The 20,004-nt window shown below is 60.4% G+C and carries 16 protein-coding genes; 6 read left to right on the top strand and 10 right to left on the bottom strand.

What is annotated here, in order from left to right; genetic code table 11:
* The first annotated feature begins 7 nt into the window (after positions 1-7).
* Positions 8-1,240 carry an MFS transporter gene (locus BLW66_RS03810; protein WP_089945169.1) on the top strand — a complete coding sequence of 411 codons (1,233 nt, stop codon included), beginning with the start codon at positions 8-10 and terminating at the stop codon, positions 1,238-1,240.
* Here BLW66_RS03810 and BLW66_RS03805 read toward each other — a convergent pair.
* From BLW66_RS03805 to cysS, 3 genes are read right to left on the bottom strand one after another with little or no spacing between them, the layout of a single operon-like run.
* A complete protein-coding gene (locus BLW66_RS03805; protein ID WP_089945166.1) occupies positions 1,237-1,989 on the bottom strand; it encodes a squalene/phytoene synthase family protein in 753 nt (250 codons plus the stop codon). The genes BLW66_RS03810 and BLW66_RS03805 overlap by 4 nt on opposite strands.
* On the bottom strand, positions 1,979-3,595 hold the full coding sequence (gene cimA / locus BLW66_RS03800) for a citramalate synthase (RefSeq protein WP_089945164.1): 1,617 nt from the start codon (positions 3,593-3,595) through the stop codon (positions 1,979-1,981). Before cimA ends, BLW66_RS03805 begins: the two co-directional genes overlap by 11 nt.
* Positions 3,592-4,992 (bottom strand): cysteine--tRNA ligase, encoded by a 1,401-nt coding sequence (gene cysS / locus BLW66_RS03795; RefSeq protein ID WP_089945162.1) that lies wholly within the window; start codon positions 4,990-4,992, stop codon positions 3,592-3,594. The genes cimA and cysS overlap by 4 nt, the downstream gene beginning before the upstream one ends.
* 264 nt (positions 4,993-5,256) lie before the next feature.
* On the opposite strand from cysS, the gene BLW66_RS03790 reads away from it, so the two are divergent.
* The 5 genes from BLW66_RS03790 to BLW66_RS03770 all read left to right on the top strand — a co-directional run bounded on the left by BLW66_RS03790 (position 5,257) and on the right by BLW66_RS03770 (position 10,798).
* Positions 5,257-6,429 carry a pyridoxal phosphate-dependent aminotransferase gene (locus BLW66_RS03790; protein WP_089945160.1) on the top strand — a complete coding sequence of 391 codons (1,173 nt, stop codon included), beginning with the start codon at positions 5,257-5,259 and terminating at the stop codon, positions 6,427-6,429.
* The gene (locus tag BLW66_RS03785) at positions 6,426-7,220 is read left to right on the top strand and encodes an isocitrate lyase/PEP mutase family protein (RefSeq protein WP_089945159.1); all 795 of its coding nucleotides are present in this window, start codon (positions 6,426-6,428) and stop codon (positions 7,218-7,220) included. Before BLW66_RS03790 ends, BLW66_RS03785 begins: the two co-directional genes overlap by 4 nt.
* Positions 7,221-7,262: 42 nt before the next feature.
* Positions 7,263-8,420 carry a TPM domain-containing protein gene (locus tag BLW66_RS03780; protein WP_089945157.1) on the top strand — a complete coding sequence of 386 codons (1,158 nt, stop codon included), beginning with the start codon at positions 7,263-7,265 and terminating at the stop codon, positions 8,418-8,420.
* A gap of 223 nt (positions 8,421-8,643) precedes the next feature.
* Positions 8,644-10,206: a trimethylamine methyltransferase family protein gene (locus BLW66_RS03775; protein WP_089945155.1), complete on the top strand. Its 1,563-nt coding sequence runs from the start codon at positions 8,644-8,646 to the stop codon at positions 10,204-10,206.
* Between the two features lie 85 nt (positions 10,207-10,291).
* Positions 10,292-10,798: a thioredoxin family protein gene (locus BLW66_RS03770; protein ID WP_089945153.1), complete on the top strand. Its 507-nt coding sequence runs from the start codon at positions 10,292-10,294 to the stop codon at positions 10,796-10,798.
* Positions 10,799-10,820: 22 nt separating this feature from the next.
* On the opposite strand, the gene eda is transcribed toward BLW66_RS03770, so the two are convergent.
* From eda to BLW66_RS03735, 7 genes are all read right to left on the bottom strand, one after another.
* The gene (gene eda / locus BLW66_RS03765) at positions 10,821-11,462 is read right to left on the bottom strand and encodes a bifunctional 4-hydroxy-2-oxoglutarate aldolase/2-dehydro-3-deoxy-phosphogluconate aldolase (RefSeq protein ID WP_089945152.1); all 642 of its coding nucleotides are present in this window, start codon (positions 11,460-11,462) and stop codon (positions 10,821-10,823) included.
* 64 nt (positions 11,463-11,526) lie between these two features.
* Positions 11,527-13,332, bottom strand: coding sequence for a phosphogluconate dehydratase (gene edd, locus BLW66_RS03760; protein WP_089945150.1), 1,806 nt, complete (start codon positions 13,330-13,332; stop codon positions 11,527-11,529).
* Positions 13,333-13,433: 101 nt separating this feature from the next.
* The gene (locus tag BLW66_RS03755; protein ID WP_089945148.1) at positions 13,434-14,531 is read right to left on the bottom strand and encodes an ABC transporter ATP-binding protein; all 1,098 of its coding nucleotides are present in this window, start codon (positions 14,529-14,531) and stop codon (positions 13,434-13,436) included.
* A gap of 19 nt (positions 14,532-14,550) precedes the next feature.
* Positions 14,551-16,203, bottom strand: coding sequence for a beta-galactosidase BglA (gene bglA, locus BLW66_RS03750; RefSeq protein WP_089945147.1), 1,653 nt, complete (start codon positions 16,201-16,203; stop codon positions 14,551-14,553).
* A gap of 25 nt (positions 16,204-16,228) precedes the next feature.
* Entirely contained in the window at positions 16,229-17,353 is a 1,125-nt protein-coding gene (locus BLW66_RS03745) for a carbohydrate ABC transporter permease (RefSeq protein WP_089945145.1), read from the bottom strand.
* Positions 17,353-18,330: a carbohydrate ABC transporter permease gene (locus tag BLW66_RS03740; protein ID WP_089945144.1), complete on the bottom strand. Its 978-nt coding sequence runs from the start codon at positions 18,328-18,330 to the stop codon at positions 17,353-17,355. The genes BLW66_RS03745 and BLW66_RS03740 overlap by 1 nt, the downstream gene beginning before the upstream one ends.
* A 67-nt stretch (positions 18,331-18,397) precedes the next feature.
* Positions 18,398-19,753, bottom strand: coding sequence for an ABC transporter substrate-binding protein (locus BLW66_RS03735; protein WP_089945142.1), 1,356 nt, complete (start codon positions 19,751-19,753; stop codon positions 18,398-18,400).
* Positions 19,754-20,004: the final 251 nt, after the last annotated feature.

Below are 20,004 nucleotides of genomic sequence, written 5' to 3'. Positions count from 1 at the left end.
ATAGGGCATGACCGACGCCACAATTGCCCCCGCCCGTTCCGATCCCCGCACCCGCCGCAATGTGGCTGTGTTGGTTGCCGCCCAAGCCATTTTGGGCAGCCAGATGCCAATGCTCTTTGTGGTGGGCGGCCTCGTTGGCAACACGCTGACGCCAAACCCTTGCCTCGCCACGCTTCCTATCTCGATGATTGTGTTCGGGTCCATGACCACCGCCCCGTGGATCAGCCCGCTTATGCAGAAGCGCGGGCGGCGCGCTGGCTTCGTCATTGGTGCGCTCGCAGGGGCGTTGGGCGCAACGGTCGCTGGGTTCGGGCTGTACTTCGGGTCGTTCTTGTTGCTGCTCTTGGGCAGCTACATCAGTGGCATCTACATGTCGGCGCAGGGTTTTTACCGCTTCGCCGCCGCCGATGGCGCGTCAGAGCAATTTCGCGCCAAAGCGATTTCTTACGTCATGGCGGGTGGCCTGTTGTCCGCAATCGTTGGACCGCAGCTCAATAAGGTGATGTTTGATTTCAGCGTGATCCCATTCTTGGGCAGCTATATCGCGATTGTCGTCCTTAACCTCGTTGGCATGCTGCTGTTTTTCTTGCTGGATCTGCCCAATGCGGCCGCTATGGCGGCCTCTCGAACCACCGAAACCATCCGTAGCAAGATGGAGCTCTTGAAGACACCCCATGTTGCTGTCGCGATCATTTGCGGCATGGTCTCTTACGCGTTGATGAACCTCGTGATGACCTCCACGCCGCTGGCGGTCATGGGGTGCGGGTACACCTCCGCCAACGCGAACGACATTGTGTCTGCACACGTGCTGGCGATGTTTGTTCCCTCGTTCTTCACCGGCCATTTGATCAACCGTTTCGGGGTGGAGCGCATCTTGGCCTGTGGCCTCGCCATCCTTGGCCTTGCGGGCATTGTGGCCCTGACGGGCGTGACGCTTGGCAACTTCTTCGCGGCGCTCATTCTGCTGGGCATCGGCTGGAACTTCGGCTTCATCGGGGCCACCACAATGCTGGCGTCGTCGCACAGCGTGGCAGAGCGCGGCGTGGTTCAGGGGATGAATGACACCATCGTCTTCGGTTGCGTGACGCTGGCGTCCTTGGCGTCCGGCGGATTGATGAATTGCTCCGGTGGATCTCCGGTTGAGGGGTGGAATGCGGTGAACATCGCAATGATCCCGTTCCTGACACTCGCTGGCGGCGCGTTGATCTGGCTGGCACTGCGTCCGAAATCGGTGCGCTAAGCCAGCAGTAACCGCCAGCGTTTGCCAAACTCGCTTAGGCCCAATGCGCCGTCCGCCACGCGTGTCGGGTTGGCGATCACTTGCTTGAGCAATGCACGCGTTTGCCAGCCTTCTGTGAGGACGCAGGCTGCGTCCGTACCCAGTTGCCGCTTCAAAGCCCCCCGCGACGGCATTTCTGCCAAGACACGCGCGCACAACTCCTTGATGGCGTGCGGGCGTCCATCAACCAGCGGGCGGCGGCCACGGGACTCCAGCTCCGGTGCGGCCTGTAGGAAGCGCACCAAACCACATGCACGGCCATAGCGGATCACATCCGCCCGCACAGTGGAAGGCGCGCCAAGCGCCGCCGCACCGGCCCACATCAGCAGCGCTGCCGTGTCGTCCAGGTAGGACAGCAAATCTGCCTCATCCTCAAAAGCGTCTTTGTAGATGTCCCAGCGGCGCGCTTGAACCAGTCGGTCCAAATCCGTGGCCTCCGGCGCACCGATTGCGCTGGCAAGGGCCGTCGTGACTTCATGCGCGCGCACGGGTTTGCCTTGCGCAATCTCCTCCAGCGCGTCGCGCCACCACTGCAGGCGCATCTCCGCGATCATCGGTTCTTGCGTCACCCACGGCGCGCGGCTGACCTCTATGTTCATCGCATAAAGCGGCCAGAGCACCTGCTGGGCGGCCTCGGTGCCCAGTTGCGCAGCGACAAACCTGTCAGGATCAGCGCGTTCCACCAAGGCGCGGCACGCCTCAAGTGACATTGGCGCCCTCTTGCACAAGCTTCCAGTTGATCGCGTCCAGCAATGCCTCGAAGGAGGCATCTACGATGTTTGGGGACACACCCACGGTGGACCACCTGCGCCCCTGTTTGTCGGCGCTGTCGATGATCACGCGGGTCACGGCCTCGGTGCCGCCTTGAGTGATACGCACTTTGAAGTCAACCAGCCGCATGTCCTCGATCAGCGCCGAATACGGCCCCAAATCCTTGGCAAGCGCTTTTGACAGTGCGTTCACCGGACCACGGTCCGAGCCGGTTTCATCAAGGCTTTCCGAGACGGAGAGCATCTTGTCCTCGCCGACTTTCACCACAACGACCGCCTCCGAAAGGCTGATCATCTTGTCGTATTTGTTTTTGCGCCGCTCCACGGTGACTTTGTAGCGCTTCACCTCGAAATACTTGGGCAAGAGCCCCAACTCACGCCGCGCCAGAAGTTCGAAAGAGGCTTGCGCGGTGTCGTAGGAATAGCCGTCGTCTTCGCGCTGCTTAATCACATCAAGTATGCGCGGTAAGGCATTGCTATCAATGTCTTTCAATCCCATTTCGGCAAGACGTTTTCGCAGGTTGGACTGTCCCGCCTGATTGCTCATCGGGATGATGCGGGTGTTGCCGACGATTGCGGGATCGATGTGTTCGTAGGTGGTTGGATCCTTCAGGATCGCAGAGGCATGCAGCCCCGCCTTATGCGCGAAAGCCGACACCCCGACGTAGGCGGCGTGCTTGTTCGGGACACGGTTCAGGATATCGTCCAGTTTGCGCGATGCGTAAGTCAGGCGCGTCAGGTTTTCCTGTTTCACCCCAATGGCGTAGCGCGATTTGTAAGGCTCTTTTAGCAGCAGCGTCGGGATGATCGAGGTAAGGTTGGCGTTGCCACACCGCTCCCCCAGCCCGTTCAGAGTTCCTTGGATGTGGCGCACACCTGCGTCCACCGCCGCCAGTGATCCCGCCACCGCGTTTTCCGTGTCGTTGTGGGTATGGATGCCCAGACGTGCACCGGGGATGCCGCTGTCGATGACTTTACCAACAATTTCAGATATTTCCGCCGGAAGTGTGCCGCCGTTGGTGTCGCACAAAACGATCAACGCCCCCGCGCCGTAAGCCGCATGAATGCAGGACAGCGCGTAGTCGGGGTTGGATTTGTAGCCGTCGAAAAAATGCTCCGCATCAAAGAGCGTCTCGCGGTTTTGCGCGGCGATGTGCTGAAAACTTTTCTCAATGTTTTCAAGGTTCTCTTCGAGAGAGATGCCAAGCGCCGTTTCAACGTGGAAGTCATGCGTCTTGCCCACAAGGCAGACCGCAGGCGTGTTGGCGTTTAGAACGGCGGCGAGCACATCATCATTCTCAGCCGAGCGCCCCGCCCGCTTGGTCATCCCGAAGGCGGTCATCGTCGCGGAAGTTCTTGGGACGTTTGAGAAAAACTCGCTGTCCGTGGGGTTCGCACCGGGCCAACCGCCCTCGATATAGTCAATGCCGATGCCGTCGAGCATCTGGGCGATCTCAACCTTTTCAGGCGTCGAGAACTGTACGCCCTGCGTCTGCTGCCCGTCGCGGAGGGTCGTGTCGAACAGGGTGAGGCGTTCGCGGGTCAAAGCTCGGCCTCCACATCGCGCTCAATCTTCCACAGAAGGCCGCTGTCAAACTTCGCATTTGGTTCAAGATCTACCCCATCTTTAGACATCTTCACGTCAATGCCTGCGGCAGAAAGTTGCGCCTTGTAGTCATCTATAGTCGAGAAGTCCTTGGTTTCCATCGCCTTCTTACGTGCAGCTGCAAACCAGCGAGCGATATCATGCAATCTGGAAACATCAGCACCATCAGCCGGTCCTGTCTCCGCCCAAGCTCCCATCTCGTTCGTCAGGAAGCCCAAAGCATGAGCAGACGCCAGTAGGTTTGGCGCATCGCCAGCCAGCGCGAGTTGTTGCAACTCCGCGATCGCGCCATGGGTATTTAAATCGTCACGCAGCGGGTCAAGAACTTGGCTCAAAGGTTCGGATGCGGGAGTTACGCCATCGGTCAGCTCACGCCACTTCCTTAGCGTCTTCTCCGCCTCCTCCCGCTTCTTCTCTGTCCAGTCCATCGGCTTGCGGTAATGCGTGCTCAGCACCACAAACCGGATCACCTCACCCGGGACGCCTTGGTCCAGCAGGTCGCGTACGGTGAAAAAGTTGCCCAAGGATTTGGACATCTTCTTGCCTTCCACCTGTAGCATCTCGTTGTGCATCCAGACGTTGGCAAAGTCGTGGCCCGCGCATTTCGACTGGGCGATCTCGTTCTCGTGGTGCGGGAACGTCAGGTCGTTGCCGCCGCCGTGGATGTCGAACGCGCTGCCCAGAAGCTCATACGCCATGGCGGAGCATTCGATGTGCCAGCCCGGACGCCCCTTGCCCCACGGGCTATCCCAACCCGGCAGATCATCAGACGACGGCTTCCATAGCACGAAGTCCATCGGGTCTTCTTTGTAGGGGGCCACCTCCACCCGAGCGCCTGCGATCATATCATCGACGGAGCGGCCGGAGAGCGCGCCGTAGTCGGTGTAGCTGCGCACCTTGAAGAGCACATGACCCTCCGCCGCGTAGGCGTGATCCTTGGCGATCAAGTCTTCTATCATCGCAATCATCTGGCCGATGTAGGCCGTGGCGCGGGGGGCGTCGGTCGGTGGCAGCGCACCCAAGGCCCCCATGTCATCCAGGAACCAGCCGATTGTCTCGTCGGTGATCTCCGAGATGGGCCGCCCCGTTTGGGCCGCACGGGCGTTGATCTTGTCGTCCACATCGGTGAAATTGCGCACATATTTCACATTCTCTGCCCCGTATTCGTGACGCAGCAGACGGTACAGAATATCGAACACCAGCACGGGGCGGGCGTTGCCGAGGTGCGCGCGCTCATAGACCGTGGGGCCGCAGACATACATGCTGGCGTGGCCCGGATTGATTGGCTCGAAGACCTCTTTCTTGCGGGTCTTGGTGTTGTACAGCTTGATCGTCATATCGCCCTCGCGCGCAGGTGTTGCGGCGGGTTTAGCGAAACTGACCTAGATTGGAAAACGCAAAACGACCCGCCTGAGACTTCTCAGATGGTAATGCAGCAACAAATAATGATGGTGCGTGTCGTCATGGCCCCTCGTTAGCAGGCGCAGGCGGGTTGGTCGAGCGTGGATTTAGGTCAGCGATGGTGACCATCACAAGATTCGATTTGACAAGGGCGGGCTTTGCCATTCCCTCTTCGCCCCAATATCAATGAGGAGCGATGCATGAAATTGTCGAAGCGGATAACAGGTTTGACGGGTGGCGGATCGGATGGATGGGACTTGTTCATCAAGGCCCGCGGTATGATCGACGCAGGCCAAGCGGTGACAGAGCTGACCATCGGCGAGCATGACATCAGCACGGACCAAAGCATTCTGGACGCCATGCACCGCTCCGCCAGCAACGGGCACACCGGCTATGCGATGGTTCCGGGCACCGATGCGTTGCGCGATGCTGTCGCCGCCCGCCTGACCGCGCGCACCGGCGTGCCAACCAGCCGCGACAACGTATTGATCACCCCCGGCGGGCAATCGGCGCTGTTCGCGTCGCATCATGCGGTCTGCGACGAGGGCGATGTGGCACTTTACTGCGATCCCTACTACGCCACCTACCCCGGCACCCTGCGCGGTGTCGGCGCGGTCCCGCGCTCCATCGCCTGCCTGCCGGAAAACGCGTTCCAGCCCAGCTACGACGACATCGCCGCCAAGGCGGACGGTGCGAAATCGCTGCTGGTCAACACGCCTAACAACCCCACGGGCGTTGTCTACTCCCGCGACACCGTGGAAGGCATCGCCCGCGCCTGCCAAGAGTACGACCTGTGGTGCATTTCAGACGAGGTGTACGACACCCAGATTTGGGATGGCACACATATCAGCCCGCGCACCATCGACGGCATGGAAGCGCGCACCTTGGTCATCGGCTCCATGTCAAAAAGCCACGCCATGACTGGCAGCCGCGTCGGCTGGATTGCGGGGCCGACAGAGGCGATTGAGCACCTGATCAACCTCGCGACACACACCACATACGGGGTTCCGGGCTACATTCAGGACGCCGCCACCTTTGCCTTGGCGCAAGGTCTGGCGCTGGAGGAGAAGGTCGGCGCACCGTTCCGGCGCAGGCGGGCCTTGGGACAAGCCATACTGGCCAAACAAAACGTGGTCGGCTTGGTGCCATCGTCGGGCGCGATGTATATGATGCTGGACATACGCGCCACAGGTCTTAGCGGTGACGACTTCGCGGACAAACTGCTTGAGGCGCACCATATCGCGGTGATGCCCGGCGAAAGCTTCGGCGCATCTGCGGCGGGCCACGTGCGCGTTGCAATGACGGTGGAGGACAGCGCGTTTGAGGTCACCCTGCAAACGCTTGTAGATTTTGCCAAGGAGATTCGCCCATGAGTTTCCGCGACCTGCACCAACGGGGAAACCCCGTTATCCTCGCCAACGCGTGGGATGCGGGGTCTGCCAAAATGCTGGCGGGCTTGGGCGCGCAGGCTATTGGCACGTCCTCCGCCGCGCATGCCTTTACCTTGGGCAGACCGGACGGCGGCCATGTAACGCGCGACGAGGCCTTGGCCCACGCGCAAGACTTGATCGCCGCCGTAAAGGTTCCCGTATCGGGCGACTTTGAAGACGGCTTTGGCGCGGCACCCGACGCGTGCGCGGACACCGTGCGCCTGTCCGGCGAAATCGGGCTGGCGGGCATTTGTATTGAGGACACCATCGAGGCATCGAACCGCGTGTATGACTTCGACCTTGCCGTAGAGCGTGTCCGCGCCGCCGCAAGCGCCGCCCGCGCCCTGCCCCAAGACTTCGTGTTTATCGCGCGCGCCGACGGTGTGATGACAGGTGCTTACGATATTGAGGAAGCCCTGCGCCGCATTCGCGCGTTTGACGCGGCGGGTGCGGACGGGCTTTACGTGCCCATGCCAAGGACCATGGATGACCTGAAGCGCGTGATCGACGCCACCGACAAGCCGGTCAACGTGCTGGCCGCGGGCCGCTATGCCCAGCACACACTGGCGGATTTCGCAGCCCTTGGCGCGGCGCGGATCTCTGTAGGATCTGCATTAGCACGCACCACACATCGCGTGATCCACGACATGGGCCGCGCGATGTTGGGCGACGGGGATTTCACTGGCCTGAGCCATGGAATTTCCAGCACAGAGGTGGACAAGCTGCTCGGATAAAGGGCATCACCGCGTCAAAGTAATTTTGACGAGGGTAATTTAATGGTTCGTTATCTGTTGGCGCTTGTTCTGGCGGCCTTTTGCGGAATGGCAATCGCGCAGGAGAAGCTGCCCTATCCGCAGCATTACTCCGTACTGACGAACGATTTTGCTGATATCCTGAGCCCCGAAGCCGAGGCGCAGATCAACGCAGAGTTGCAAGCCGCCCGCACGGAGCGTGGCCGCGAAATGACCGTCGTGACCATCCGGTCGCGCGATGATTACCTGCCCTCGACCGACATTGTGGGCTTTGCGAAAGACCTGTTCAACGGCTGGGGCATTGGCAATGCAGAGCGCAACGACGGGCTGCTTTTGCTGGTCGCGATTGAAGACCGCGAAGTGCGCATTGCACTCGGCGCGGGCTATCCGGCCCGCCAAGACGGCGTCGCCGCGCGCATCATTCAGACCCAGATTATCCCCGCCTTCCAAGAGGGCCGTGTGGCAGACGGCATTCTTGCAGGCACCCGCGCCGCGCTGCGCCAAATCCAGCACCCTGACGACAAGCCAATCGCTGCGGCCCCGCGCCCGCAACCTCAAACGCAGCCCCAAACGGCCGTGCCCCCCGCCCCGCGTGTCCTGGAGCAGGAGCCTACGCCGCGCAGCGTCGGCGTCCTCAACCGCGCGTGGGAAGCGTTCCAGTCTTCCCCCATTATATCCATGCTCCTCGCGGCGGCCGCCGCTGTGGCTGGCTTCTTCGGGTTGCGAGAAGCCCAACGCCGCCGTCCCCGCAAATGCCCACAGTGCGGCGACTTGATGCTGCGCCTTGGCGACGCCCAAGAGGATCAATATCTGGACCACGGCCAATTGGTGGAGGAACGTGTCAAATCCAAGGATTACGGCGTCTGGTTCTGCACCAAGGACGAACACATCACGGTGATCGGCTACCCCAAGATGTTCTCTCGCCATGCGGCCTGCCCGAATTGCACCTACCACACCTATGAAACCGAGCGCACCGTCCGCACCCCCGCGACGACAACAAGCATGGGCGTCGCCCAGCTGGATCACCACTGCAAAAACTGTGACCACAGCGCGTCGGAGACCGTCACCATCCCCAAACGCCCAGAGAATAACTCCAGCGGTACCAGCTTCTCTGGATCAAGCGGCGGTGGGTCTTTTGGTGGCGGAAGCTCCTCTGGCGGCGGCGCATCGGGCAGTTGGTAGCGTTTTGATGACGCAAACAGACGCGATTGGCGCAAATAGAACAGAATGACCCTCCGTGGGGCCCAAAACTGGCCCCACGGAGGAGTGTGATGCAGAAGTACGGATACAAGACAGTTCTTGTGGCCCGCACCATCGGGGCCCGCAGGGGCCGCGCTGCACGGGGGCGTCCAAGGCAGGTTTGAGCCGCAAACCTTGCCCTGACATCTTCGCGAAAGTCCCTCACATGACAGATCAATCGCCTTCCTCGCCCCGCCGTTCTGGCGGTCGCGCCGCGCGCCGTGCGTTGCGTGCCGCCCCGCTTGCCACCGACAAACGCCCCGTACATGCCGGTTTGCGCGGCGGCCAATTGCGCGTCTTAAGCGACCTCGACATTGCCAACATCCACGAAGCCGCGCTGACTGCGCTGGAACACATAGGTCTCGCCGACGCGCCGCCAAGTGGCATCGAGATCCTGACCCGCGCAGGCGCGATCCTAGGGGAGGATGGCCGCATACGCTTCCCGCGCGCGCTGGTGGAAGACATGCTGGCCGTCGCCTGCAAGGACGTCACATTGTGCGGCCGCGATCCCGGAAACGACCTGCATCTTCAGGGGACGAAGGTGCATTACGGCACTGCGGGTGCGGCCGTGCACATGGTCGACGTCGAGGGGCGCAACTACCGCGAAAGCACGGTGCAGGACCTCTATGACGCCGCCCGCATCACCGACCAACTGGACAACCTGCACTTCTTGCAACGCCCGATGGTCTGCCGCGACATCGCCGACAACTACGAGATGGACCTGAACACCGTTTATGCCTGCACGCGCGGCACGACCAAGCACATCGGTGTGTCCTTTACGGAGGCTGACTACGTCGCGGGCGCGTTAGAGATGCTCCATATGATCGCCGGAGATGAGGACACGTGGCGCGCACGGCCTTTCGTGTCCAACACCAACTGCTTTGTGGTCCCTCCCATGAAATTTGCCACAGACGCCTGCCGCGTCATGGAGGCCTGCATAGAGGGCGGCATGCCTGTGCTTCTGCTGTCGGCTGGCATGGCGGGCGCTACCGCGCCATCGCCCATCGCGGGCGCAATTGTGCAGGCCGTGGCGGAGTGTCTTGCAGGGGTGGTCTATGTGAACGCCATCAAGCCCGGCCATCCCGCCATCTTTGGGACATGGCCATTCGGATTAGACCTGCGTACGGGTGCTATGTCGGTGGGCTCAGGCGAGCAGGCATTGCTCACGGCAGGCTGCGCCCAGATGCACCATTTCTACGGCATACCCGGCGGCGCGGCCGCGGGTGCGTCCGACGCCAAACTGCCCGACATGCAAGCCGGATGGGAGCAGATGTGCTCTAATGTGATGGCAGGTCTTTCCGGCCTCAACATGGTTTACGAGGCAGCGGGCATGCATGCCTCCCTGCTGGGCTTTTGCCACGAAAGCCTGATCTTGGGCGACGACCTGATCGGGCAGGCTTTGCGCTGCGTGCGCGGTATTGAGGTGACGGAGGAAACGCTGGCGCTTGATGTGATGCGCACCACCTGTCTGGGTGACGGCGATAAGGCCGGCGTCGGTCACTATCTGGGTGCCGCGCAAACCCTGACGCGCATGGAAAGTGACTACGTGTACCCCACTCTAGGTGACCGGATGTCCCCGAAAGAATGGGCGGAAAAGGACAAGCCCGACCTGTTGCAGAAAGCCACGGCCCGCAAGCTGGAGCTTCTTGCCGCTCCGTCGTCAGCTGCGTTTAACCCTGCATTGGACAGCGCCATCCGCGCGCGGTTCACCATTCACCTGCCGCCATAGGCGTGTGCCTCAAGGGAACGTGATTTGAAGCTGCGCGCTGGACGCGCGACCTGTGGTGTTCACCTATCTAAGCGGACGCTACACGATGAAAAAGAAAACCAGAAAAACGCCCCCCAAACGCACGCATTCCCAACCGGACCCTGCGCCCGCCGCCCAAAAGGCCAAAGCGCATAGCCGCCGCAATGTCTTGCGCCTGATGCGCAACGCGGCAATCGCTGTGCCAATCCTAGGGATCGCGGGCTATCTGGTGATGGACAGCGTGCAGGCGTCGGCGGCGGAAGCCGACTTGTCAAAGATCGGTGGTGGCAAGCTATCCGTCGTGCAAATTCATGACCCGCAATGCCCGCTCTGCCGGACATTGCAAAAGCAAACTCGCAAAGCTTTGAAATCGTTTGAGGAAGATGAATTCACTTTCTTGGTCGCCAACATCAAAACGCCCAGAGGGGCGGAGTTCGCGGCGCAATATGGCGTACCCCATGTGACACTGTTGCTGTTTGATCGCCGTGGGGAGATGGTGGAAATCGTGCGTGGCCCAATCGCCAGCGATGCGTTGCAAAATGTGCTGCAAGCCCACGCGGCGGCCCACGGTTGAACATAGGCCACCGCGCTAAATTCTAGCGAGACAGTGCTGCCGCGGCTTTCGCAATGGTGGTGATGCCGTCCCAGTCGCCAGCCTGCATCTTGTCTTTCGATGCCACCCAAGAGCCGCCCGCGCACACCACATTGGGCAAGCTCAGATAGCTATTCGCGTTGGCGGGGCTTACGCCGCCCGTCGGGCAAAAGCTGACCTGCGGGATTGGCGCGCCAATGGCTTTGACAGCAGGTGCGCCGCCAGCGGCTTCTGCTGGGAAGAACTTCAACATGGTGTAGCCGCGTTCCAGCAGGCGCATGGCTTCGGTGGCCGACGCCACCCCTGGCAACAGCGGAAGGCCCGCTTCTTCGCAGGCGTCCAAAAGCCGATCCGTCGCCCCCGGCGAGACGCCGAATTTCGCGCCCGCGTCGATCGCCGCGTGCACGTCCTCTGGCGTGAGCAATGTGCCCGCACCCACAACGCCGCCTTCGACCTTGGCCATCTCCGCAATGACTTCGAGTGCAGCGGGCGTCCGCAACGTGACCTCTAGCGCAGGCAAGCCGCCGGTCACCAAAGCTTGCGCCAACGGCTGCGCGTGGGCGGCATCGTCAACCACCAGAACGGGAACGATTGGCGCAAGCTCGCAGATTTCACGGGCAAGTTGGCTGGCTTGAATGGGTGTCATGGAAAAGTCCTTTAGGAAGCGTGAAGAAATCGGGGTCGCCGAGCTTTTAGAACAGTGCGCGGGTTTAGACCACCACCCCTGCGCCATCTGCCGCAATACCCGCGTTTTGGCGGAACATGGAGAACAGTTCGCGCCCGATGCCGTGGGAATTGTCGCTGAGGTTTGGGGTGGCCGCGCTGCGGGCCTCCACGCCTTCGGTCAGCACCTCTAAGGTGCCCGCCGTCGCGTCCAACCGCACAATGTCGCCGTCCTGCAGCTTGCCGATCAATCCGCCATCGACGGCCTCCGGACACACGTGGATCGCTGCGGGCACCTTGCCCGACGCGCCCGACATACGCCCATCGGTGACCAAGGCGACCTTCAGCCCACGGTCCTGCAACACGGCCAAGACCGGCGTCAGGCCGTGAAGTTCTGGCATGCCGTTGGATTTTGGCCCTTGAAAGCGCACCACCACCACTGTGTCCGTGGTAAATTCACCCGCCTTGAAGGCGGCCTTCACCGCGTCTTGGCTGTGGAAAATTCGTGCTGGCGCCTCAATGAAACGTCGCTCCGGCGCAACGGCGGAGACTTTGATCACCCCGCGCCCAAGATTGCCGTTCAGCTGCTTCAAGCCGCCTTCGGGGGCGAAGGGATCACTGACAGGCCGCAAAATCCGGTCATTTTGTGTCTCGCGCGGCGCGTCTTCCCACGTCAGCTCCCCGTTGCGCAGCTTCGGATCCCGCGCGTAAAGGCCAAGCCCGTCGCCCATCACCGTGCGCGTGTCGGGATGCAGCAGCCCCGCGTCGAGCAACTCACCGATCATGTAGGTCAAGCCGCCAGCGGCGTGGAAGTGGTTCACATCGGCCAAGCCGTTCGGGTAAACCCGCGCCATCAGCGGCGTCGCGTCGGACAGGTCGGACAGGTCTTGCAGATCAAGAATAACGCCCGCAGCCCGCGCCATCGCCATAATGTGGATCACGAGGTTGGTGGAGCCACCTGTCGCCATCAGCCCGACAAGCCCGTTTACGAATGTCTTCTCGTCGAGGATATCGCAAACAGGCGTGTAGTCGGACCCGAGGGCCGTAATCTCCAGCGCCCGTTTGGCGCCGTAGCTGGTCAACGCATCGCGCATTTCGGTGTTCGGGTTCACGAAACTGGAGCCGGGCAAATGCAGCCCCATGAACTCCATCAGCATCTGGTTGGAGTTGGCTGTCCCGTAAAACGTACATGTTCCGGGCGAATGGTAGGACGCCATTTCAGCCGCCATCAACGCATCGCGGCCCACTTCACCGGACGCAAACTTTTGGCGAACCTTGGCTTTTTCATCGTTCGGTAAGCCCGATGCCATCGGCCCCGCTGGCAAGAAAATACCCGGCAGGTAGCCAAACGTGGCCGCCGCGATGATCAGGCCTGGTACGATCTTATCACAGACGCCCAAGTAAACCGCCGCGTCAAAGGTATTGTGGCTGAGCGCTACACCCGCAGACAGGGCAATCACGTCGCGCGAAAACAGGGATAGCTCCATACCCACCTGCCCTTGCGTGACACCGTCACACATCGCCGGAACGCCCCCCGCCACTTGCGCGGTGCCGCCATTGGCGCGTGCGGTCGCTTTGATCAGGTCGGGGTAATCTTTGAACGGCTGATGCGCAGACAGCATGTCATTATAAGCCGTCACGATACCGATGTTGCCGCCGGTCCCCTCCAACATCGGGGCTTGGTCTTCCTCCATCGCTGCATAAGCATGGGCTTGGTTGCCACAAGTCAGGTGGCCGCGACGCGGGCCTTCCTCGGCGGCTTGGCGCATACGCTCCATGTAGGTTGTACGTGCGCCTTTGGAGCGGTCGATAATGCGTTGGGTGACGTCTTGAATTGTGGAATTGAGCGGCATGGCGTCCTCCTTTGGTTATCGCCCATATACGCCTGTTAGCGCTAACAGTAAAGCCCCCAAGCCCGACTGCTTCGGCGCACGCAAATCCTCGCCGCGACTATCTATCGGTACAACAACGAACGCCCGTCCGCGAACAAATGCACCTTTGACGGGTCGGCTGTCATTTTCATCACCCGTCCGCGCACATCGGTATGGATGCCCTGTAGCTTGGCAATCACCGGCTCATGCTCCGGCGCTGATTTCGCAAAGTAAAGCTGCGTCACCTCGCCCAAGGCTTCCACAATATTCACCGTGCCGGCATAGGCGTAGATGTCGCCGTCGGTGACGGTCATGTCCTCCGGCCGGATACCCACATTGACCTTGAGGCCCATGTCGTCCGCGTTGGTCGGGATATTGGCCGTGATCGTGCCCGCCCCTTCGGGCAGCGCGACAGTTGTGACCTCACCAGTGCCAACGACCTCCCCCGCCATCAGGTTCATCGCGGGGGAGCCGATGAATTGCGCCACGAATTCGTTCTCCGGCGTTTCATAAAGCTCCAGCGGGCTGCCCACCTGCGCGATGCCTTTGTCCGCTAAAACGACGATACGGCTGGCCAGCGTCATCGCCTCCACCTGATCATGCGTAACATAGATCATCGTGGAATTCGGCATCGATTCCTTGAGTTGTGCGATCTCGATCCGCGTTGCCACGCGCAGGCTTGCGTCGAGGTTGGAAAGCGGCTCGTCGAACAGGTAAACCTTCGGATCCCGCACGATACTGCGCCCGATGGCTACCCGCTGGCGCTGCCCGCCAGACAGCGCTTTGGGCAGGCGGTCAAGATACTCCTCTAGCTGCAACACTTTGGCAGCGCGCCCCACGGCGGCCTCAATTTCCTGTGGCGACTTCTTCGCCAGTTTCAGCGCGAAGGCCATGTTGTCGCGGACCGTCATATGCGGGTACAGCGCGTAGCTTTGGAACACCATGGCGATACCGCGCTGCGCCGGCGGGACGTCGTTCATCACGTCCCCGTCGATTTGCAACTCGCCTGCGGTGATCTTCTCCAGCCCCGCGATCATGCGCAATAGCGTGGACTTGCCGCAACCGGACGGGCCTACGAAAACGATCAATTCACCTGTGGTGATGTCAAGGTCGATGTCCTTGAGTACCTCCACAGAGCCGCCGTATGTTTTGCCGACGCCCGTAAGTTTCAGGTCTGCCATGGTATAAATCCCTCCGGCGTTAGCGTTTCAGCGCGAAGCATGGCTGCCACGGCTCTAGTTGCAGTTTGCCGTCAACCGGCGTCGCGGTCGCCCCAAGTTCGCCGCCTGTCAAATCCCAATTGCCCGACGGCATGTCCACTGTGACGGGCGCATCCGACAGGTTGAAGGCGCAAAACATCGTCTCGCCATTCTGCATGCGTTGGAAGCTTAGCACATCACCCTCAGCCCGCATCGCGGACTGCGCGCCCTTCACAAGGGCGGGATGGGCTCGGCGAAACGCCAGAACTTTGCGGTAATGGTGCAGCGGCGCGTCGGGGTCGGTTTCCTGCACAGCGACGGAGCGTGAGATATGCGCGCCACTCACGGGAAGCCAAGGTGCGCCCTCGCTAAAGCCGCCGTTCTGGTTCGACCCGCCCCACACCATCGGCGTGCGGCAACCGTCACGGCCTTTAAACTCCGGCCAGAACTCGATCCCGTAAGGGTCTTGCAAGTCCTCAAATGCGACGTCTGCCTCCGGCAGGCCCAACTCCTCCCCCTGATAGAGGCACAAAGAGCCGCGCAACGCGCCCATCATTGTGGTGTAGCCGCGGTGCGCCTCTGGCGACAGGTTCCAGCGCGTCGTGTGCCGGACCACGTCGTGGTTGGAGAAGGCCCAACACGCCCAACCGTCCGGTGCCATCTCCTTTAGGCGGGTCATCGTCTCCACCACGCGGGTGGCGGTCAGGATCTCGGGCGACAGAAACTCGAATGCGTAGCACATGTGCACACGCTCATCGCCCGCCGTGTATTCACCCAAAAGCTCAAGACCGCGCTGCGCATCACCGACCTCGCCCACACAGGTGGCGGCGGGGTATTCATCCAGCAGCGCACGGTAGCGCTTCAGAAACGCAAGGTTCTCCGGCTGGTTTTTGGAGTAGAGATGCTCTTGGTGGTTATACGGATTGACCGAGGGCGCGATGGACGCGTTGCGCTTCTCTGGTGACAACGCGGGGTTGTCGCGCAGTTGCTTGTCGGCGAAGTAGAAGTTGATGGTGTCCAACCGGAAGCCGTCCACCCCCCGCTCCAACCAGAACCGTGTGGCGTCGAGCAAAGCGTCTTGCACGTCAGGGTTGTGGAAGTTCAGGTCAGGTTGGGTCGCGAGGAAGTTGTGCAAATAGTACTGCTCGCGCCGCGCGTCCCAATGCCACGCAGGCCCGCCAAAGATCGACAGCCAGTTGTTGGGCGGTGTGCCGTCCGGCTTTGGGTCGGCCCAGACGTACCAATCCGCCTTATCATTGTCGCGACTGGCGCGGCTTTCCTTGAACCACGGGTGCTGGTCGGAGGTATGCGACAGCACCAAGTCGATCATCACTTTCAGCCCGTGGCTATGGGCCGCCTCAACCAGCGTATCAAAATCGCCAAGCTTGCCGAACATCGGGTCCACGTCGCAATAGTCGCTGACGTCATAGCCAAAGTCTTTCATCGGCGAGGTGAAGAACGGCGAAATCCAGATCGCATCCACCCCAAGCGACGCAATGTAGGGAATGCGCGAGGTGATGCCCGGAAGGTCGCCGACCCCGTCACCGTTGCTGTCTTGGAAGCTACGCGGATAAATCTGGTAGATCACCGCACCGCGCCACCAATCGGCATCCACGGCGGGAACAGAAGTCAGGTTTACGTCGATTTTGGTCATATCGGTCTCGTGTTATTTGACGAAGTTACTTGACGGAGCCAGCCAGCAGGCCGCGCACCAGATAGCGTTGCATTGTAAAGAAAACGATCAGCGGAACAGCGATGGAGATAAAGGCCGCCGCCGCAAGGATACCCCAATCGCCGCCCTTGGAGCCCAGCAGGTCATCGGCGATTTTCACGGTCATCACCCAAGACTCCGAATTGGAGGGCAGAAACACCTTTGCCACCAGCAGATCGTTCCATGTCCAAAGAAATTGGAAGATTGCGAAACTAGCCAGCGCAGGGAAGCTCAGCGGCAGCACGATTTTTGTGAACACCTGAAAATCCGTGGCCCCGTCGACCTTGGCGCCTTCGATGATGTCGCGCGGAAGGCCAACCATGTAGTTTCTAAGCAGATATATCGCCAGAGGCAGCCCGAAACCGGTATGCGCCATCCAGATCCCAAGGAAGCTTTGCCCGATGCCCACCTTGTTATGCAGTGTCAGCAACGGCACCAAAGCCAGCTGCAACGGCACCACCAGTAGGCCCACGACCAGTGCTATCAGAAAACCCCGCCCGCGAAAATCCATCCACGCCAAAGCGTAGGCCGCGAAGGCCGCGATCAGGATCGGGATAATCGTGGCCGGAATAGTCACCGTCAACGTGTTGATGAACGCGCGGTCCATGTTATCGGACGCCATGATGGTGCGGTAATTGTCGAGCGAAAAGTCCGGCGGGCTTTCAGCGGCAAAGTAGATCGACGGATCACGTTTGATCGCCGCAGGGGATGTATAAACGTAGCTGCCATCCCGCTGCACGCTAAGGGTTCTGTCCTTTCTAAGTTGCGCGGTATCCCCCGCCTTGAATTCGGTGGGCGCGGCGCGCTTGCCGCCGAAGCGCGACACCGTACCCTCACCGTCCCCGAATACGTTCCCTTCGATAACATTGCGGTCCCCGTCCACCGTCACGTCGCCCGCAGGCGCTTTCACCTGATAGTTCTGCTCCACCGGAAACGGCGACAGCCACCAACCCGTGGCGCTGATCTGGTCACGGTCGCGGAACGACGACACCAGCAACCCGACCGTCGGGATGAGCCACAGCACCACCAAAAGCACGACCGAAATATGCACCACCCACGTCAGCGCGGGTTTTGTGCCAGCAATATTGTCCATTATCTCATCTCCGCGCGGGCTTGGCGTATGTTCCAGATCATCACCGGCAAGACGATGATCATGATCACAAAGGCCACCGCCGTAGCGCGCCCGTCATCGCGGAACATATAGGCCATCATGTAGCTGGGCAGGATTTCCGTGCCAAAGTTGCCGCCTGTCATCGTGTAGACAATATCGAACACCTTCAGCACCAGAATGGTGATGGTGGTCCACACCACCACAATCGTGCCCATGATCTGCGGCACCTTGATGCGGAAAAAAACCTGAAACGGGTTCGCGCCGTCGATGATGGCGGCCTCGACCGTCTCCTCCGGAATGCCGCGCAACGCGGCGCTGAGGATCACCATGGCGAAGCCCGTTTGGATCCACACAAGGATGAACATCAGGAAAAAGTTGTTCCAGAACGGCAACTGTAGCGGGTCCAGCGGTGCCGCGCCGAAACTGTCCCTGATCGCGTTGATTAACCCGATGTCTGGGTTGTTGGCATAGACAAACTTCCAGATCAGCGATGCACCCACAAACGAGATCGCCATAGGCATGAAGATAATCGACTTGGCGATATTCCCCCACGCCAGCCTGTCTGTCAGCTGCGCCACCAGCAGGCCTAGGAACGTGGCCGCAGCCGGCACAAACAAGACCCACAGGAAGTTGTTGAGCAACGCGGTTTGAAATCCGTCATCGGCAAACATTGTTCGGTAATTGCCAAAGCCGATGAATTCCTCACCGCTGCGGTTGAACAATGAGCGATAGAAAGAGCCAACCACCGGATAGAGCAAATACAGCGACAACGCCGAAAGTGCGGGCAGCAGGAACAACCACGGGCGCACCATGTTGGCGCGGTTGATGTTCTTTCCGGGGTTCACGGTCTGGGGCGGGAAGATGATTTTATCAAGGATCAGGTTCGACGCGAAGAAGTACCCCACGCATCCGCCAACACCGATAATGATCGTTAAGACACCCTGTAGCAGCGGCGACATCTCTAGCCCTCCCCAAGCCAGTTAAGGACGGTCTGCGACATGACATACATGCCGCAGACCCTTGATTTTATTGAATTGCGTCCCAGCGATCCTGAATACCTTTGGCCACGTCTGCGGCTTCGGTTCCGGTGACGTAGTCGACCATGCCGGTCCAGAACGCCCCTGCGCCGATTTCACCCGGCATCAGGTCAGACGCGTCGAAGCGGAACGTCGTGGCGTTTTGCAGAATTTCGCCTTGCGCGCGCAGGCTGTCGTCCGCATAGGCCGCCAAATTGACGCCCGCGTGGGCCGTAAGGAAGCCGCCTTGCGTCATCCACAACTCATGCGCGATTGGGAGTTTCATGAACTCGATCATCGCGTTCGCCGCTTCGGACGGGTTGGTGATCGCAAAGAGCGCCCCTGCCCCAAGAACCGGCTTGCCTAAGTCTTTCTCTTCAAACGCCGGAAAGTAGAAGAAATCGACGTCTGTGCCCATTTCGGTGCCCTCTGGAAAGAAGGCAGGAATAAAGGACGCCTGACGGTGCATGTAGCATTTTTGCGGAATCGTGAACAGGCCCGCAGGGCTGTCACGAAAGTCGGTGCTGGCGACGGCCGCCGCGCCGCCGTCTACATAGGCGTCATTGCGGGCGAACTCGCCGAAGGCTTCAATCGCAGCAATAACCTTGGGATCGTCGAACTTCATCTCGTTCTTCACCCACGCGTCGTAATCCTCAGGCGTGTTGGTGCGCAGCATCATGTCTTCAACCCAGTCGGTTGCAGGCCAGCCCGTCGCCGCCCCTGATCCCAGACCGATGCACCAAGGGGTGCCGCCGTCTTCCACGATCTGATCGGTCAGCGCCTTCAGCTCTTCCATCGTCTCTGGAATGTCGTAGCCGCTTTCGTCAAAGGCTTCCGGCACGTACCAAACCAAGGATTTCACGTCGACGCGGTAGAACAAGCCGTATAGCTGGTCGGCCCCGTCCTTGTCCGCATAAGTGCCCAGATCAACCCACGACTGGCCCGCCGCGAAGTTGTCGCGCACCCATGCGTCGCTGCCCTCGGCCAATGGCGTCAGCAGGCCTTGGCTGGCCATATCGGCCGCAAGACCAGGTTGAGGGAAAGCCGCCAAGTTCGGCGCGGAGCCGGAGCGCGCGGAAACCACGATATCTTGCTCGAAGCTGTCGGAACCCGAGTAGTTCACCTCAGCGCCGGTGGCTGCTGTGAAATAGGCGAACACTTTTTCCACCTTTTCCTTTTCGTTCCCCGTCCAAGCGCCGGTGATCGACACCGTTTGGCCGCTCAAATCCGTGGCGGCTGCAAATTCATTGTAACTGTCCCACGTGAAGTCACCGCCGTCGGTGCCGAACGCAAGATGACCGTCCGCAATGGCAGACGCAGTGCTCAGCGCGACAATAGCGGCCGAGGTGTACAAGCTAATCTTCATGATATCCTCCCAGTTTTGGCGCGTACTGCGCCCAAGTATCTTTTGCGCGTCGAGAATCGTTTTTCAAAGCGCTTTGGATGAATGTGAACGTGCAGCAGACAAACCCGCCTGTCAACAAATCGCAAAGCTGAGGTACGGTTTTCCTTATCTTTTCTGCACCTGCATACTGAATAACTGCACCATCTAGTTTAAAATCCCCTTTGACGCCCCTCGAAACTGCCCGTAAGAATTACCGCAGTCACCCAAAGCGC

It is taken from the genome of Litoreibacter albidus (genome assembly GCF_900107015.1).
Classification (GTDB): Bacteria; Pseudomonadota; Alphaproteobacteria; order Rhodobacterales; family Rhodobacteraceae; genus Litoreibacter; species Litoreibacter albidus.
Note: the sequence above shows the minus strand (reverse complement) of the source record. Positions and strands in the feature narration are given on the sequence as shown.